The following is a 16,158-nucleotide window of genomic DNA, read 5'->3' on the forward strand; positions in this document are numbered from 1 at the left end:
GGGCCTCATCTACAGGGCAGTCTTTTCGACTTCGCAGCCCGCCTGGCTCACCGGCTCCTTGCGATGGGCGGTAGCTAATCACCCATCAACGAGAGATACAAGCAGCCCGCTCCGCGGGCGACAAGCCACGGACTCTGAAAGACCCACCGTTGGTCGCGGATAAATCCCCTCCTACAATTGAGCCGTGCCATAGCAGCCCGCTTGTGATGCCGGTGGGTGCTGCGGGCGACAAGCCACGAACTCCAAAAAACCACCACCGGTCGCGGTCGGAGCCCGCTGCTACAAGAAAATCGGGGGAAAAGGAATCAAAAGACCCCAAATAGAGAAGGGCCAGGCTCCCGCGGAAGCCCGACCCTCCTTGAAACCGACGCAAGCGCCGGCTGCTGATTGATGAGAGTTATGTTATTGAGCAGATAACATCGCTGGTCAGCACTCCAGCACTTCAAGCCTAGCAAAGCTTACGGCCATTTCCTACCTTAAAGGTTGGTCTTTATTCATCTTCAGGTGGCTCTTTACACAACCGCTGAGGGCTTACTCCAGAACCGCTGAGGGCTCACTCCACAACAGCTGAGGGCTCACTCCACAACAGCTGGTGCAGACCACCGCTGCGTTGGGTACGACGCCGCACACCGGCAGCGAGTACCTCGGCATTGCTGTACAGCTCGCAACGCTGCTTGGCCCGGGTGATGCCGGTGTAGACCAGCTCGCGGGTCAGTACCGGCGTGTCATCGCTCGGCAGCACCATCAGCACCCGATCGAACTCCGAGCCCTGGCTCTTGTGGATAGTCATCGCATACACCGTCTGGTGCTCCGGCAAGCGGCTTGGCAACACCGGCCGTGGTTCGCCCTGCTGATCGAACCAGACCCGCAAGGCACCGTCGGCGTCCGGCAGTGCGATACCGATGTCGCCGTTGAACAGGTTCAGCGCCGGCTCGTTGCGGCTGATCATCACCGGCCGGCCGACATACCAGAGGCTATCGCTGCGGATCAGCCCGGCCCGGCTCAGCGCCTGCTCGACCGCTTCGTTCAGCCCGGCCACACCGAACGGCCCCTCCCGCAACGCGCAGAGCAGCTGGCACTGGCCAAACAATCGCAGAACCTGCTCCGGCCCCGCCCCTTCGCCGATCGCCAGCAGATAGTCGCGATAGCCGTTCACAGCCTGACCGATCAACTTGCGGTAACCGCTGTCATCGGCCGGGGTCAGCTCGATATCCGCGTAACCCTCCTGCAGCACCTGTTGGAGACGGCTCAGGTCGCCGTCGTTGACCGCTCTCGCCAGGTGGCCGATGCCACTCTGGGCATGGAAGCGATAGCTCTTGTGCAGCAGCGCCAGGCAGTCGGCAATTGTTCTGTCGCCGTCCGGTTCAGGCAGATCCGCAGTGCCTGCTACTTGTCCTGGCAGATCGCAGCTGTCAGCCAGCAGCTGGGCCAACGCGGGCGAGTAGCGCGGTACACCGCTGCCGCAGATATCCCCCAACACCCCACCCGCCTCAACCGAGGCCAGCTGATCGCGGTCGCCAATCAAAAGCAGCTGGGCATCGGCCGGCAGCGCATCGAGCAGCCGCGCCATCAGCGGCAGGTCGACCATCGACGCCTCGTCGACCACCAGCAGATCGAGGTGCAACGGATTGTCACGGTGGTGGCGGAAACGGCGGGTACCGGGCAGACTGCCGAGCAACCGGTGCAGGGTCGACGCCTCCTCCGGGATCAGCTGGCGGATCTGCTCCGTCACCGGCAGTTTGTCGCGGGCATTGGCGATCGACTCGGCCAGCCGCGCCGCCGCCTTGCCGGTCGGTGCCGCCAGCCGGATTAGCGGTTGCCGCCCCTGGCCAAGAGCATGCTCCAGCCAGAGCGCCAGCATCTTGACCACCGTAGTGGTCTTGCCGGTACCCGGACCGCCACTGATCACCGCCAGCCGATGGCTCAGCGCCACCGCTGCGGCCACCCGTTGCCAATCCGGCGACTCGTCGCCGCTGAACAGCCGGTCCAGCGCCGCGCGCAGCCACTGGCCGTCGACCGGCTCAGCCCGCGCCCGCAGCCGCAGGCCGGCCGCCACCTGTTGCTCATACTGCCAGTAGCGGTACAGGTAGAGCGCACCGTTGGCCCGTACCAACGGCGTCGGCACGCTACCATCCCCCAGTAGCAACTGATCCGGCTGCAGTTCGCTCAGCCCGGCGCGCCGGCAGAGCGATGCCAGCAGCGGCGACCAGTGCTCCAGCGGTCGCTCCAACGGCAGGCAGCTGTGGCCCTCCCCCAACGCCTCGCTGACCAGCGCCGCCGCCAGCTGCAGCCGCTCGTCACCGCCCTGCTGGCCGATAAAGCGGGCGAACTGAAGATCCAGCGGTCGCAGCTCGCGTTTTTCCAGCGCTCTATTCAGCAATGTATCCAGCGGTGACAACACGCTCGCTTGCTGTGGGTTCATTCGGCACCTCCGTGAAACATCCGGTCCAGCTGTTCGATCAGCACGCTATCGGGTCGGCTGAAGTAAACTCCGTTACCGCTACCGGCCTGCATACCACGCAGGAACAGGTAGAACACCCCGCCGAAGTGACGCTCCGGTTGGTAGTCCGGCAACCGCTGCGCCAGCAGCCGGTGCAACGCCAGGCTGTAGAGTTGGTACTGCAGGTCGTAGCGGTGTTCGATCATCGCCTGGGCCAGCGACTCGCCGCTGTAATCCTCCGGCCGATCCCCCAGGTGGTTGGATTTGTAGTCGGCGATGTAATAGCGCCCGTCGACCCGGAACACCAGGTCGATAAAGCCCTTCAGCATCCCCTTCAGCTGCTCGAACTGCAGTTCACCGGCCCGCCCGCTGAGCGGGTCGTGCTGACGCAATAACCGATTGAGCCGGCCGGCATCGAGCCGCTCAACCGGCAGCATGAACTCCATCTCCACCTGGCGGTCATCGTCGCTCAGCCCGGCCAGCCGCAGACCGTTGCCGTCCAGGTCGGCCTGCAGCACATCATGACGCAGCTGCAGCAGCACCGATTGCCAGCGGCCGTTCTGGTCCGGGTCATAACCTTCGTTGACCAGCTGGTGCGCCAGCCAGTCTGCGGCCTCGTCATCACCCTGGCGGTCGAACGACAGCTCCTCGAACAGGCTGTGCAGGAAGGTACCGGCACGGGCGCCACGCGGGAAGCTGTAGATGCTGTCCTGCTCATCGTCGGACACCGGCTGTTCGAGTCGCTCGGCGGCCACCTCCAGGTCCAGCCCCGGCATCACCACCTCCGGCGCCACCGCCGCCGCGCCATGACCGCCACTATGAGCGCCGCCCTGGCTCAGCGCCGAGTAGCTGGACAGCCGCCAGTCGCGGTTGATCTGGCCGTCGAAACGGCGCGCCTGCAGCTCAGCGGCCGGGCTCTGTTCGGCACTGGCGAACAGCTCGGCCTGCTGCACCGACTGCGGCGGCTCGTCCACCGCGATGCCATGGGCTTCACCGTCGAGCGCCGCCAGTGCGTCCGGCAGTTCGCGCTCGGCGCGCTGCAGCAGATGGCCCAATGCCGAACGGTGCAGCTGGCTGCTGCGGGCATTGCCGACCTTCAGGTCGGTGACGCCGACATAGCAGCGGTAGACCGCCCGGGTCAGCGCCACGTAGAGTAGCCGCAGCTCTTCGGCCAACCGCTCGCCGTCGGCCTTTGCCAGGTCTTCTTCGTTGTTGTCCAGCGACCAGACCGGCAGCCCCTCGTCATGGAAGAAGGCGCTGCGGGCGGCGCGGAAATCGCTGGCGAACGGCAGGAACACCACCGGATACTCCAGCCCCTTGGATTTATGAATGGTTACCACGGTGACCAGGTTACGGTCGCTCTCCAGCCGCAACAGCTGGTCATCGGCCGCGCCGCCGGCCTGGTGCAGTTGATCGACCAGCCAGCGCAGCAGGCCGGCCAGCCCTTCGATACGGGTACTGGCCTGCTGCAGCAGTTCGCCCAGGTGCAACAGGTCGGTCAACCGGCGCTCACCGCCGGGCTGCTGCAACAGCTGCACCGCCAGTTGGCGGCGGTGGATCAGCCGGTGCAGCATCGGCAGCACGCCAAGCCGCAGCCAGCAGTCGCGGTATTCGCCGAACTCGTTGACCGCCGCCTCCCAGGCCTGCTCGTCGCTGTTCAGTGTCTCCAGCGCCGGCACATCCAGCTGCAGCAGCGGACAGGCCAGCGCGGCACGCAGTGCCCGTTCGTCGTTGGGTTCCTGTACTGCCAGCAGGATGCGGTACAGATCGACCGCTTCGGCACTGGCGAACACACTGTCGCGGTTACTGAGGTAGACACAGGGGATCTGCCGCTCGGCCAGCGCATCGCGGATGGCGTCAGCCTCGTAGCGGTCGCGCACCAGCACCGCGATCTCGCCGGCCTGCAGCGGTGCTTGGCCGATCTGCACGTCGCCGGCCAGCAACCGCTCGATCTCGCAGGCGGTGGCGGCGGCGTAGCGGCTGCGGTAGTCGCCGCGCGACAGCAGCTGGTCGCAGTGCCAGAACTGCAGCGCCGGCAACGGCCGGCCGGCCTGGGTCATCGGCGTTTTGTCCGCCTTGCCGGCGGCCCGTACCGGCTGGAATGGGATATCCGCATCGTAGATGAACGGCGCCGGGCACTGTTGAAACAGCCGGTTGACGGCGCTGATCATCGCCTGGGTGGAGCGCCAGTTGGTATCCAGCGTATAGGGCTGGGCGACGCTGCGGCGGGCCTGGATATAGGTGAAGATATCGGCGCCGCGGAAGGCGTAGATCGCCTGCTTGGGGTCACCGATCATGATCAGCCCGCAACCGGGCCGGTCGGTGTACAGGCTGCTGAAGATTCGGTACTGCAGCGGGTCGGTATCCTGGAACTCGTCGATCAGCGCCACCGGGAACTGGCTGCGGATCGCCTGTGCCAGCAGCCCCTGACCGTCGGACTGCAAGGCCCGGTCGAGACCACTGAGCAGGTCGTCGAACGCCAGAAGCCGCTGCTCCGCCTTGGCCTGCGCCAATGAGCGCTGCACCTGGCCAAAGGCCCGTTGCAGGATCATCTCGCGCAACGGCACCTCGCCGGCCAACAGCGCCTCCACCTGCTCGAACAGGGTATGTTGCGGCGGATTACTGGCCGACGCCTCGTCCAACTGCGGCTGGCTGAAGCGCTCCAACGCCTTGCGCTGATCCTTGCTTGGTTCGCCCTCGCCGGCGACGAACTCGTCGACCTTGGCCAGCCACTCCGGTATCCGCTTCTTGGTATAACTGCGCTTGTTGACGCCGGAGCCGGCAATCAGTGCCGCCAGGTCGTCCTGGTTCTGCCGCCAGACGGATCGGAACGCCTGCAGCTGCTCGGCACGGCGCCGATAGGCGGCCACCAGGTCGTTATCGGCCAGGTTCGGCCGCAACTGCAGCTGCGGGGTGTGCAGATAGGCGCGCAGTTCGGACAGCAGTTCGTCGGGGGTCGGCCAGTGGCTCAACAACTGGACACCGATGCCGTCCGGCAAGCGGTACAGCGTGCGGCGCCAGAAATCGAGCAGCGCCTGGCGCAGCCAGGGGGTTTCGTCGGTGATCAGCTCGGTCTCGAACAGGCCGCCGCTCTCGAACGCATGCTGGCGCAGCATCCGCTGACAGAAACCGTGGATGGTGAAGATCGCCGCCTCGTCCATCTGCCGGCTGGCCATCTCCAGCAGCGCGACCGCCCTCTCCCGCTCCGGGTAGCTGTCGACCAGCGTCTGGATCAGCGGATCGGCCGCCTGGCCGCGCTGGAAGGCGCGCCTCGCCTCGCTGATTCGGCTGCGGATACGGTCGCGCAGCTCCTCGGTGGCCGCCTCGGTAAAGGTCACCACCAGAATCTGCTCCGGCCCCAGCGGCTTGCCATCGGACGCCTCGGACAGCCCCAGCAGCAGCCGCAGGTAGAGCGCGGTAATGGTGTAGGTCTTGCCGGTGCCGGCGCTGGCCTCGATCAGCTGCAGGCCGGTCAGCGGAAAGCTGAGCGGTTCCAGTTTCAGTGCATCAGTCATCCTGGCTCTCCTCCAGCCGAGCCACCATCGGCGGTAACAGTTCATCACTGCAGCGCTGCAGGCCGGGCCAGTACTGCCGGAAGACCGGATACACCCGGCTGATATAGGGGTCTTCCACCACGCCATGGCTGTTGAAGCCGCCGCTGAAGCGCTTGTCCGCTTCCGCTTTGGCGCGCTCCTCCCCCTTCGGCAGATTGGCGATATAGGCCCAGCCGGTCTGCGGGTCGAACGGCAGCGGCCGGGTCAGCCCTTGCTGCCAGAACGCCAGCAATCGCTGCAGCTCGGCCTGCGCCTCGCTCGGCGCCAGCGGCTGGAACAGCGCATGGCCGGACAAGCCGCGATAGACGCTGGCCTCGGCCACCGGGTACTGGGCGCAGTAGACCAAGTGTTCGAGCCAGCACAGCAACCGGTCGCGGCCCTGCAGCTGCGACGGTCGGTAGCGCACCAGCCGGCCGCCGTACAGATCGTCCAGCCAGCCGGTTAGGCTGATAGACGTTTGCTCGAGTTCGGAATTCAGTTTCAGCGTCAGCCGGATCTCCAGCCGTTGACGCGGCCCTTCGCACCAGGGCGCCAGTTTCTCGGCCAGTTCGCTGCTGTCGCGACGCAGTTTGGCCAGCCGCTGCTGACCGGCGCTGCCCAGCGGCAACAGCCCCTCGGCCTGCAACAGCTGGTCGATCGGCTCCAGCGGCTGACCGGCCAGCGCAGCCTGCAGGTAGCGCTGCTTGATCAGGTAATCGTCCAGCCCGGCGACGCTAAACGGCTCCTCGTCCTCCGATTGCTGGGCCGGCGGATCGAACACCACCTTGAGCCGTTCACGGAAGAAGTAGGCCGCCGGATTACGGAAGAAACGCAGCAGTTCGGCCAGTTCCAGCTCCTCCGGCATGACCAGCGGCAGCGGATGGGGCTGGAACGGCGGTTGCGGCTGCTGTTCGGCGCCGGCCACCGGCAGCCACTCGGCGGCGTAGCTGAACAGCCGGCTGTCGGTATCGAAGTAACTTGGGCTGAACGGGGTCAGCGGGTGCTCACAGACCAGCGCCTGGCGCAGTGCCGCGCCGCTGTCATCCGGCGCCAGCGGCTGGTCGCCGTCACGCACGAAGCTGTCGGCGCAGTAGTCGAGCAGCTCGTTAACCAGCACCGAGGGCACCTTTTCGCGGTTATCCTGGATCGCCCGGCCGATGTAGCTGATATAGAACCGCTGGCGGGCGGCGAGCAGCGCCTCCAGGAACAGGTAGCGATCGTCGTCGCGGCGCGAACGGTCGCCGCGGCGCGGCTGGCTGTTCATCAGGTCGAAGCCCAGCGGCGGCATCGAGCGCGGATAGACGCCGTCGTTCATGCCGAGCAGACAGACCACCCGGAACGGGATCGAGCGCATCGGCATCAGGGTACAGAAGTTGACCGCGCCGATCATGAAGCGCTGGCTGGCCCGCTGCTGGCTCAATGCGTCGTTCAGGTAGTCGCGCAGAATGACCGCATCGAGCGATTCGTCGAAGGCGGCGTCGCTATGCTGCTGTTGCAGCCGTTCCAACACCTTGCGGATCTCGCTGAGCGCCGCCTCGTCACTGTCATCCGGCAGATAGGCACGGGCCAACAGCTGGTTGATCCGTGCGCCCCACTCCGCCAGCGGCTGGCGGCCCTGGAACAGCGTGCAGCAGTCGCGCAACAGATCGATAAAGTCGGCCAGCCGGCCAAGGATCGCCGCGTCCAGCCCCTCGACATCACCATAGGGGGCGATCTGCTGCCAGGGGCCCTCCTGCTCGCCGAGTGCGTAACCGGCCAGCATCCGGTCCAGGCCGAAACGCCAGCTGTTCTGGGCAAACGCCGGCAGTTCCAGCGCGGCGCGGTCGTCAGCGTCCAGCCCCCAGCGGATCTGCACCTGCTCGATCCAGTGGCGCAGCAGGTCGAACGCCTCCTGGTCCAACTCGAAGCGGCGCATCACCGCCGGCAGTTCCAGCAATTCCAGCACCTCGGACACCGGCAGGCGGCTATCCGGCAGCGCCAACAGGCGCAGGAAGTTCTGCAGCAACGGACTTTCCTGTTGTAGCGAGCGGTCGGAGATCGAGTAAGGAATGCGCCGCTCCTTGGGCGCATTGCCGAACACCGCCTCGATGTAGGGCGCATAGGCGGCCACATCCGGCATCATCACGATCACATCGCGCGGGCTGAGGCTGCCGTCGTCGGCGAACATCGCCAGCAGCTGATCGTGCAGCACCTCGACCTCGCGCAACGGGCTGTGACAGCTGTGCAGTACCAGCGAGTCGTCCTCCGGCCGCCAAGTGGTCTTGTAGTCGCTGCGCTCGGGCGGCGGCGACGGCAGCCGGCTACGATCCTCCAGGTTGAGGATATCGCGCTGCAGCGCGGCCAGCAGATTGTCGCCCTCCGGCGGCACGAACAGGTCGATCTCCTCCACCCCCATACTCTGTAGCAGGTAGAGGTAGTCGCGGCCCAGCTTGCCCATCGACGCCAGCAGCGGGTTGCCCTGCTCGAAATAGCTGGCCGGGTTGACGCCCGGCTTGTCGAACCAGCGCCGGTTGATGCGGGCGATCTGCTTGCTGTCGAGAATCTCGCCCCAGTAGTAACGGCAGGGGTTGGCGATCATCAGGTGGACGTCGGTACGTTGACCCAGCGCGCGCAATGCCTCCAGGGTATGTTGCGGCAGCGCCGAGATACCGAAAATAAATAGCCGCTCAGGCAACTGGCCGCTGCGGCCAGCCCCCATCAACGCATCGGTAAACGCCTGCAGCATATTGGCGCGGTGCCAGTGCGGCTGGCCGAGCGCCTCGGTTCGGGCCTGCAACGCCCGCCACAGGATCGGCTGCCAGGGCTGTTCGGCGGCACCCAGATCGCCACCCTGTTGCCAGTCCTCGATCCAGTCCGGCCGGTACATCAGGTACTGGTCGAAGATATCAGCCACCTTGGCGGCCAGCTGGTAGCGCTTGACGCCCTGGTCGTCATCCTCCAGATATTGGCGCAACGGTGCGAAGGCCGGATCGTCCAACTGCTGCGGCAGCAGCTCCATCAACTTCCAGCTCATCGCCTCCTTGTCGAACGCCGAGCGCTCCGGCACACCATCGAGTACCGCGGCGAACTGCTGCCACAGGAACGAGGCCGGCAGCGGAAAGTCTATCGAGGCGGCGATGCCCAGCGATTCGGCCAGCTCAAGCTTCAGCCACTGGGCCATGCCGGGACTCTGCACCAGGATGGTTTCTCTGACGAACGGATCGGTGAGCGGCTGGCGTGCAATCACCTGCACCAGCAGATCTTTCAACAGATCCAGCGCATTGGAGTGATAAATCTGAAACATGTGGGCGTCCCTGGACTTGGTCGGACCAGTTTACCCGATTGGGACTGCCGGGCGGGAGAGCGTTAGCCGGCTATTCAGGCGGCAGGCTGCCGTCGGGTATGTGCACTGTGCTGGGTGGGATTTCCCCAAAGCCCTCCTCCAGGGTCCACAGGGTATGGCCCTGCTCCACCCGCACCACCCCGTCAAAGCGCTGGCGCAGGTATTCGACCGCCGCTTCAAACTCGTCGATATCGCACAGGATCACGCCGCCGCGATCGTTATCAGTGGTAAACAGGTAACTTTTCATCAACCCCTCCTGAGGCGGGCAATCTTCTCACAAACAGCGACCGTTGCAACTGTCGCATCGGCATAGCAGTTCAGCGGGTTACGCAAAGTTAGTAAATTCAAACGCTCGTTTACCGGAAGCAGAGCTAAACTGGTAAAGCGCAGTGCCGTTATATATAAAAATCAAACAGCTAAAGGCGCCGGCCCGGAGCAGGCCCGACCTCTCCAGCCCGCTTTATCACCGCAACCAGCCAAAGGAGAGGCAGATGCGCGCGTCCTGGCAACTGATGATCAGCTTTATAGTCTGCCTGCTGGGTGGTATCGCCACCGGTGCCGGGCTCTGGCAGAAGGATGTTCAACTGCAGCAGCTGCGGGCGGATGCCGCCACTTCGGAACAGGCTGTGCACAGCCTGATGCACAGCCGTTCGCTGTTCAGCCAGTGGCTGATCACCATCGACCTGTTTATCAATGACCAGCCACTCTACCTGGCGGCGGTCATCAAGCAGCAAAGCGCGATGCTGCGTCAAAGCATCAGCGAACTGGGCGAACATGCGCCCCAGGCCGCCCCGATTCTCAACCAACATCTACAAAATATCGAGGCCGTTATCCGGCAAAACAGCCGTCCGTCCGCCGCAACCGACGATAACCAGCGGCAACTGCATCAGTACCAGGCGAAGCGCTTGCAGCTGGGCAACTACCTGGCGGAGCTGGAGCATTTTCTACGTTTCAAGACACAGGAACAGCAGCAGCAGTTGCAGCAGGCGGAGCGAGAACATCCGGTACAGATTGGTGTTTATCTAACCCTTTACAGCGCCCTGCTGGCAACGATCTGGTACTGGCTGCACAGCCGGCTGGCCTGGCCTCTCTGGCAGCTTCACCTGGCTGCCCGCCGGCCCCACCATGACGACAGCCCCGTTCATCCGGCGATCCGGCGGGGCTGCGAGGAGGTCCGGCAGCTCAATCAAAGCCTCGCGCACCTGAACGACCGCCTGACGGAAGCCCGTGAACGGGCCGTCAACCAGAGCCGGCAGGCGGAACGCTATCACCACCAGCTCGACTCGCTGCTCAATGCGGTACCCGATGCGGTGCTGGTGATCGACGACGACGGCACGGTGCAGAACATCAACCGGCCGGCGCGCAACCTGTTCGGCCTGGTGATTGACGAGGATGAACAGACCCTGCTGGGCGAGCTGATCCCAGCCTTTGAAGACAGCCTGCCGTTGCGGCTGGACGACCTGAGCGGCATCGAATGCATCGGCCGACGCAGCGACGGCCAGAAGTTCCCACTGACCCTGAACGTCGCCCGCCAGTCCAGCGACCACCCCGGCTACACCCTGGTAGTACATGACCTGCGCCAGGACCATGCCGGCCTGCACGACAGCCTGAACGCCGCCCGCACCGACACCGCCTACAGCCTGAGTTCGGAGCTTTAGGAGCTGCAAGCTGAACAGCAGCTTGTATTGGCCAGGACTATGGCAAGCTTTACCTTGGTTACTATACCCCCTACATCTGGCCTGTAGAACAGCCCGATCGCCCAGAACCCTGCAATTGCAGCCGATACCGGTGGGGCCATATAAGGGGGTCCGGCCGGGTAGGTTTATCCGCGACCGAGCGGCGTAGTCCGCGGATGTCGCCCGCGGAGCGTGCTGCTACAAAGCACGGCTCCGATAGCAGCATAATACTGTTCACTTAAGTAACTGCGGCGGTGACTGTAGGGTTGACTTCAGTCGACCAGGAGCCCGCAGGGCTCCACAACACCTACGGTGGAGGCCATTCATAGCATCTACAGGGTAATACCACTCCGATAGCAAGCTTTTTCCCTTCGAAAACGGCATTGCCTTAACCAAACAGTAACCCCCGTAGCAGCGGGCTCTGACCGCGACAGGGCTTGCGCAGACGGATCAAGCTGCATCTGGCCTGGCACTTAAAGCTTCATCAACGGGTTTTTCCCCGAGATACGGGGAACACCAGCCGAGTCAAACCACGCTGTTTATCACCAACGGTTCATCCCCGTGGATACGGGGAACACGCCAGGTCCAGATCGCCGGTTTTCTCGACAATCGGTTCATCCCCGTGGATACGGGGAACACATCTTCGCCTGGACCAGACCGTCTTCAACGATCGGTTCATCCCCGTGGGTACGGGGAACACAAGCTGATGCGCTCCTGGATGGCGCGCTGGATCGGTTCATCCCCGTGGGTACGGGGAACACCTGAACACGCCGGACCAGATTATCGCCGGCAACGGTTCATCCCCGTGGGTACGGGGAACACTTTTAGTGGTCATGGTCGCGGCCTCCCGATTACGGTTCATCCCCGTGGGTACGGGGAACACTCGGTCAGCTTGAAAACCGGCTCAGTCTTACGCGGTTCATCCCCGTGGGTACGGGGAACACTGGTGGCTGCCGGTGCAGTGCTTATCGATCAGCGGTTCATCCCCGTGGGTACGGGGAACACGCGAGCTTCTGACGAGTGCTTAGCTTTTCCGTCGGTTCATCCCCGTGGGTACGGGGAACACTTGATCACCGCGCCGTCTGAGCATGTCTGAACCGGTTCATCCCCGTGGGTACGGGGAACACCCAAGCAATCGCTGATACTCATCATGTGCCAGCGGTTCATCCCCGTGGGTACGGGGAACACGCTGGAATTGCCTGTATCACCCGAACTACGCGGCGGTTCATCCCCGTGGGTACGGGGAACACGAGGTGGCGATTGGTGATGCCAGCGTGCAGCACGGTTCATCCCCGTGGGTACGGGGAACACCCGATTAATGCCATAACAGGAAGCCATATCATCGGTTCATCCCCGTGGGTACGGGGAACACAACCAGCCATCGACCCCGGCGAAGTCGGCCAGCGGTTCATCCCCGTGGGTACGGGGAACACACTGCCTAGCAATAGACATACTTTTTTGCGTTCGGTTCATCCCCGTGGGTACGGGGAACACACCGCCTTGTCGGCGATGTTGTTCAGAATCATCTGGTTCATCCCCGTGGGTACGGGGAACACACGCTGGGATGAAGGCATTTGATGCGGGCGTACGGTTCATCCCCGTGGGTACGGGGAACACAAGAGAGAAGGGTTGTTCACAACTACACGCACCGGTTCATCCCCGTGGGTACGGGGAACACTCAACTTCATCGCTGTCCCGTTCGAAAGCTTCCGGTTCATCCCCGTGGGTACGGGGAACACTCTAAAAATAACCCATTGTTTTTAAAGAGCAAAATCGACTGTTAAAAACGCACCGAATTAAACGCTGTTTTTTATTTCTATCACGAGAGACACATTTACGGCTGTTCCTGTGGCAGAAAGCTGACCAGTCGCAGCCCTTCGTACTCCACCGGTATCCGCCGGTTCTGGCCGTAGGTCTGGAAATCGAAACCGGATTCGGTATTGGTCGCCCAGGCCATCACCACATTGCCCTCCTCGGCCAGTTCGGTGATCTGCTGCCAGATCATCTCGCGAATCCGCCGCGATACGTCGCCGACATAAACACCGGCACGCACCTCCAGCAGCCAGATCGCCAGCCGACCGCGCAGGCGAGGCGGCACATTTTCGGTCACCACGGTCAGCATACTCATCAGGCGCTCCTGTGACCGGCGTCGCCGATCGACTCGGGTTCCGGGATCGCCGGCGGCTGGGCATCCTCGGGTGGTGGCGGCGGTTCGATCTCGCCGGCGGCCAGTACCTGCTCGATCAGCGGGATCAGTTTTTTCAGCACCTTCTGCGAGCGGAACTGGTCGCGGCAGGCCAGTCGCACCTGGCGATCGGGCTCGCGCGGGTTGCCGGCCGCCACCTTGAAGGCGACCGGCACCACGGTATCGAACTTGAGGATATCGGCGATATCGTAGACGAACGACAGCGGCTTGCCGGTGTGCAGGAAGCCGATCGCCGGGGCATAGCCAGCCGCCAGGATGGCCGCTTCGGTAATGCCGTACAGACAGGAGGTGGCGGCGCTGATGCACTGGTTCACCTTGTCGCCGGCGGCCCAGTCTTTCGGGTCGTAGCGCCGGCCATGCCATTTGACGCCATACTGCTTGGCCAGCAGTTCATAGGTCTTACGCACCCGCGCTCCTTCGATGCCGCGCAGCTGCTCGACACTGCGCCGCGCCGGAGGCTCCTCGCCGAAACGCAGCTCGAACATCTTGCGCACCACCTTCAGGCGCAGGCTTTCATCCAGCGCCAGCTGGGCCTGGTAGAGCAGCTTGTCGGAGCGGGCACCACCGGGCTGGCCGGAGGCGTACATCCGCACCCCGGCCTCACCAACCCAGACCAGCAGGGTGCCGACCGTCGCGGCCAGCTTGATCGCGGCATGGGAAACGCGGGTACCCGGCTCCAGCATGATGCAAGCGATCGCGCCGACCGGCACATGGGTGCGTACGCCGGTCTTGTCGAGCAGTACGAAAGCGCCGTCGATCACATCGACCTGGCCGTACTGCAGGAAGATCATCGAGGTGCGATCCTTCAGTGGGATCGGCTTCAATGGTACAAATGACATTCCTTGTCCTCGCTTTCTCGGCTATCCGTTCAGACAGCACTTCTTGTATTTCTTGCCACTGCCGCAGGGGCAAGGGTCATTCCGGCCCACCTTCGGCGCGTCCCGCACCAGCGGTTCATTTCCATAATCCAGATAGGGAATATCCAAGACAGCCTTTCCCAGCCGGTGATGCTCAAGGACGCCGTCATTAACGGCATCCAGCGCAGCCGGCAGCTCGGCATAAAAGCGCTCGATCTGCGCGTCGGACTCAAATGCCAGTTCAGGCTGGCTGATCGCCACCAGCAGATTGAGGAACTCCTGATAACCCTCACGTATCTCGTCGACCTTATCGGGCCGATAGCCGGCCTCCGCCAGATCTTCGAAAGCCTGCTGCCACTCCTGCTCGCACAGATGACACCCCCGCAGATAACCCTCGGCCCAGTCGACCAGTGCTTGCGAAGGCCGATAGCTGTCGCCCCGTTGTTCCAGCGGATAGCTCTCGGACAGATCAAAATCCTGGTTATACAGCGCTTCGCCCAAGGTATTCGAGACTTTGACACAAGCGTCGTTCACTGAAGAAAGACAGTGCGCCACACTTTCCGGATCATGCTGTAGCGCAAGGTCCAGCACTCGGTACATGGAACCGCCATCCGGGCAGGAGTAGACCGCAGCCAGGGCTCCTTCGTACTGTGCCAGGCTGAAACACCCCGCCGGCCGTTCTTCCGCCGCCAGATAGGCAGTCAACTCTTCGCGCGCTTGTTGTATATCCATTGATTCCGTTGGTCTCTCGGGTTAGCCGTTCGGTCGTGCAGGTCACGACTGGTTGGCGGCAGTGTAACACCGCTGCCTGCGGCGACCGAAACCGGCCGGCGGGTTTAGCCATATGGGTGGGGCTAACACGAGCCGGCGTGCAAAAATATACCGTTATCTCCCAGTTCATCCCTGTGGATGCGGGGAACACGATACGCCGAGCGGCGGCATGGCCGGTGTCGCCGGTTCAGCCCCGCGGATGCGGGGAACACTCGTCATCTGCCAGGCCACTAAACAACCCAGATGATTCAGCCCCGCGGATGCGGGGAACACAAATACCACGCCTGCACGGTGCGCGGATTCTCCGGTTCAGCCCCCGGATGCGGGGAACACATCAGGCTCGTCCGGTATCGCCTGCATGATCCCGGTTCAGCCCCGCGGATGCGGGGAACACTCGGGAAAAAGTGGCAGTATGTGGTCAGCCAGCGGTTCAGCCCCGCGGGTGCGGGGAACACGGAGGATTCAGCCATAGCAAACCGTACTGTCGCGGTTCAGCCCCGCGGATGCGGGGAACACGCCAGTCCCTGGTCGGTGGCGCGTAAGGTCAACGGTTCAGCCCCGCGGATGCGGGGAACACCATGGTGTGCACGGAGGTGTCGAGAATCGGATCGGTTCAGCCCCGCGGATGCGGGGAACACCCGTGAAACTGGAACGATACGGTTCGTATACGCGGTTCAGCCCTGCGGATGCGGGGAACACGAAATCGGCCGGCGTGACGTTAACCCGCTCGACGGTTCAGCCCCGCGGATGCGGGGAACACATCCGGGCTGGAAAAATCGACCTCCTCGTCTTCGGTTCAGCCCCGCGGATGCGGGGAACACAGAAAAAGAGTGAGACGGCGCGTTACCGGGCGCGGTTCAGCCCCGCGGATGCGGGGAACACACAGGACCCGCAACGTCTGGCGCTGACCATTGCGGTTCAGCCCCGCGGATGCGGGGAACACACAAATGCGTCCGGCTCGGGTTTTGCTGTCGGCGGTTCAGCCCCGCGGATGCGGGGAACACAACATACATCATCCATCCAACCTCCTCGTCAGCGGTTCAGCCCCGCGGATGCGGGGAACACCGCGCGGTCGGCTCCGGCTGCGTCGATGACTACGGTTCAGCCCCGCGGATGCGGGGAACACTAGCACGCTTCCCGCTGGTTGCCCTGGTAACTACGGTTCAGCCCCGCGGATGCGGGGAACACGAACGCGCCGTAGCGATCCGGCCCGAGCACCATCGGTTCAGCCCCGCGGATGCGGGGAACACCTGCGGAACCCCCAGATCGAGGTCCAGCGTCTCGGTTCAGCCCCGCGGATGCGGGGAACACAGCAGCAGGCCATAGCGCTCGACATCAAGCTACGGTTCAGCC

Annotated in this window: 7 protein-coding genes, 2 pseudogenes and 2 CRISPR repeat arrays (1 of these 11 only partly in view); of the genes and pseudogenes, 1 reads left to right on the plus strand and 8 read right to left on the minus strand. The window is 63.6% G+C overall.

The window, feature by feature from the left end:
- Positions 1-553: 553 nt before the first annotated feature.
- The 4 genes from recD to K6T12_RS16520 all read right to left on the minus strand — a co-directional run bounded on the left by recD (position 554) and on the right by K6T12_RS16520 (position 9,542).
- Positions 554-2,422, minus strand: a complete 1,869-nt coding sequence (gene recD / locus K6T12_RS16505; RefSeq protein ID WP_222223972.1) for an exodeoxyribonuclease V subunit alpha — start codon at positions 2,420-2,422, stop codon at positions 554-556.
- Positions 2,419-5,955 (minus strand): exodeoxyribonuclease V subunit beta, encoded by a 3,537-nt coding sequence (gene recB, locus K6T12_RS16510; RefSeq protein WP_222223973.1) that lies wholly within the window; start codon positions 5,953-5,955, stop codon positions 2,419-2,421. Before recB ends, recD begins: the two co-directional genes overlap by 4 nt.
- A complete protein-coding gene (gene recC / locus K6T12_RS16515) occupies positions 5,948-9,256 on the minus strand; it encodes an exodeoxyribonuclease V subunit gamma (protein WP_222223974.1) in 3,309 nt (1,102 codons plus the stop codon). The genes recB and recC overlap by 8 nt, the downstream gene beginning before the upstream one ends.
- Before the next feature lie 70 nt (positions 9,257-9,326).
- Positions 9,327-9,542: a hypothetical protein gene (locus tag K6T12_RS16520; protein ID WP_222223975.1), complete on the minus strand. Its 216-nt coding sequence runs from the start codon at positions 9,540-9,542 to the stop codon at positions 9,327-9,329.
- Positions 9,543-9,786: 244 nt separating this feature from the next.
- Here K6T12_RS16520 and K6T12_RS16525 point away from each other — a divergent pair, with 244 nt between their 5' ends.
- Positions 9,787-10,953 carry a PAS domain S-box protein gene (locus K6T12_RS16525; protein ID WP_222223976.1) on the plus strand — a complete coding sequence of 389 codons (1,167 nt, stop codon included), beginning with the start codon at positions 9,787-9,789 and terminating at the stop codon, positions 10,951-10,953.
- A 567-nt stretch (positions 10,954-11,520) separates the two neighbouring features.
- Positions 11,521-12,710: direct repeats of the CRISPR family, unit length 29 nt; unit sequence CGGTTCATCCCCGTGGGTACGGGGAACAC.
- A 95-nt stretch (positions 12,711-12,805) separates the two neighbouring features.
- Here K6T12_RS16525 and cas2e read toward each other — a convergent pair.
- From cas2e to K6T12_RS16540, 4 genes and pseudogenes are all read right to left on the minus strand, one after another.
- Positions 12,806-13,099, minus strand: coding sequence for a type I-E CRISPR-associated endoribonuclease Cas2e (cas2e, locus tag K6T12_RS16530; protein ID WP_222223977.1), 294 nt, complete (start codon positions 13,097-13,099; stop codon positions 12,806-12,808).
- Complete coding sequence (gene cas1e / locus K6T12_RS16535; protein ID WP_222223978.1) at positions 13,099-14,016, minus strand: type I-E CRISPR-associated endonuclease Cas1e; 918 nt, start codon at positions 14,014-14,016, stop codon at positions 13,099-13,101. Before cas1e ends, cas2e begins: the two co-directional genes overlap by 1 nt.
- A 21-nt stretch (positions 14,017-14,037) precedes the next feature.
- A pseudogene (locus tag K6T12_RS21870) lies at positions 14,038-14,130 on the minus strand (SEC-C metal-binding domain-containing protein); the annotation flags it as partial.
- A 75-nt stretch (positions 14,131-14,205) separates the two neighbouring features.
- Positions 14,206-14,766, minus strand: a pseudogene (locus K6T12_RS16540) (UPF0149 family protein); the annotation flags it as partial.
- 404 nt (positions 14,767-15,170) lie between these two features.
- A CRISPR array of direct repeats spans positions 15,171-16,158; the repeat unit is 29 nt; unit sequence CGGTTCAGCCCCGCGGATGCGGGGAACAC (it continues 1,180 nt past the right edge of the window).

This window comes from Marinobacterium arenosum, assembly GCF_019795155.1.
Classification (GTDB): Bacteria; Pseudomonadota; Gammaproteobacteria; order Pseudomonadales; family Balneatricaceae; genus Marinobacterium_C; species Marinobacterium_C arenosum.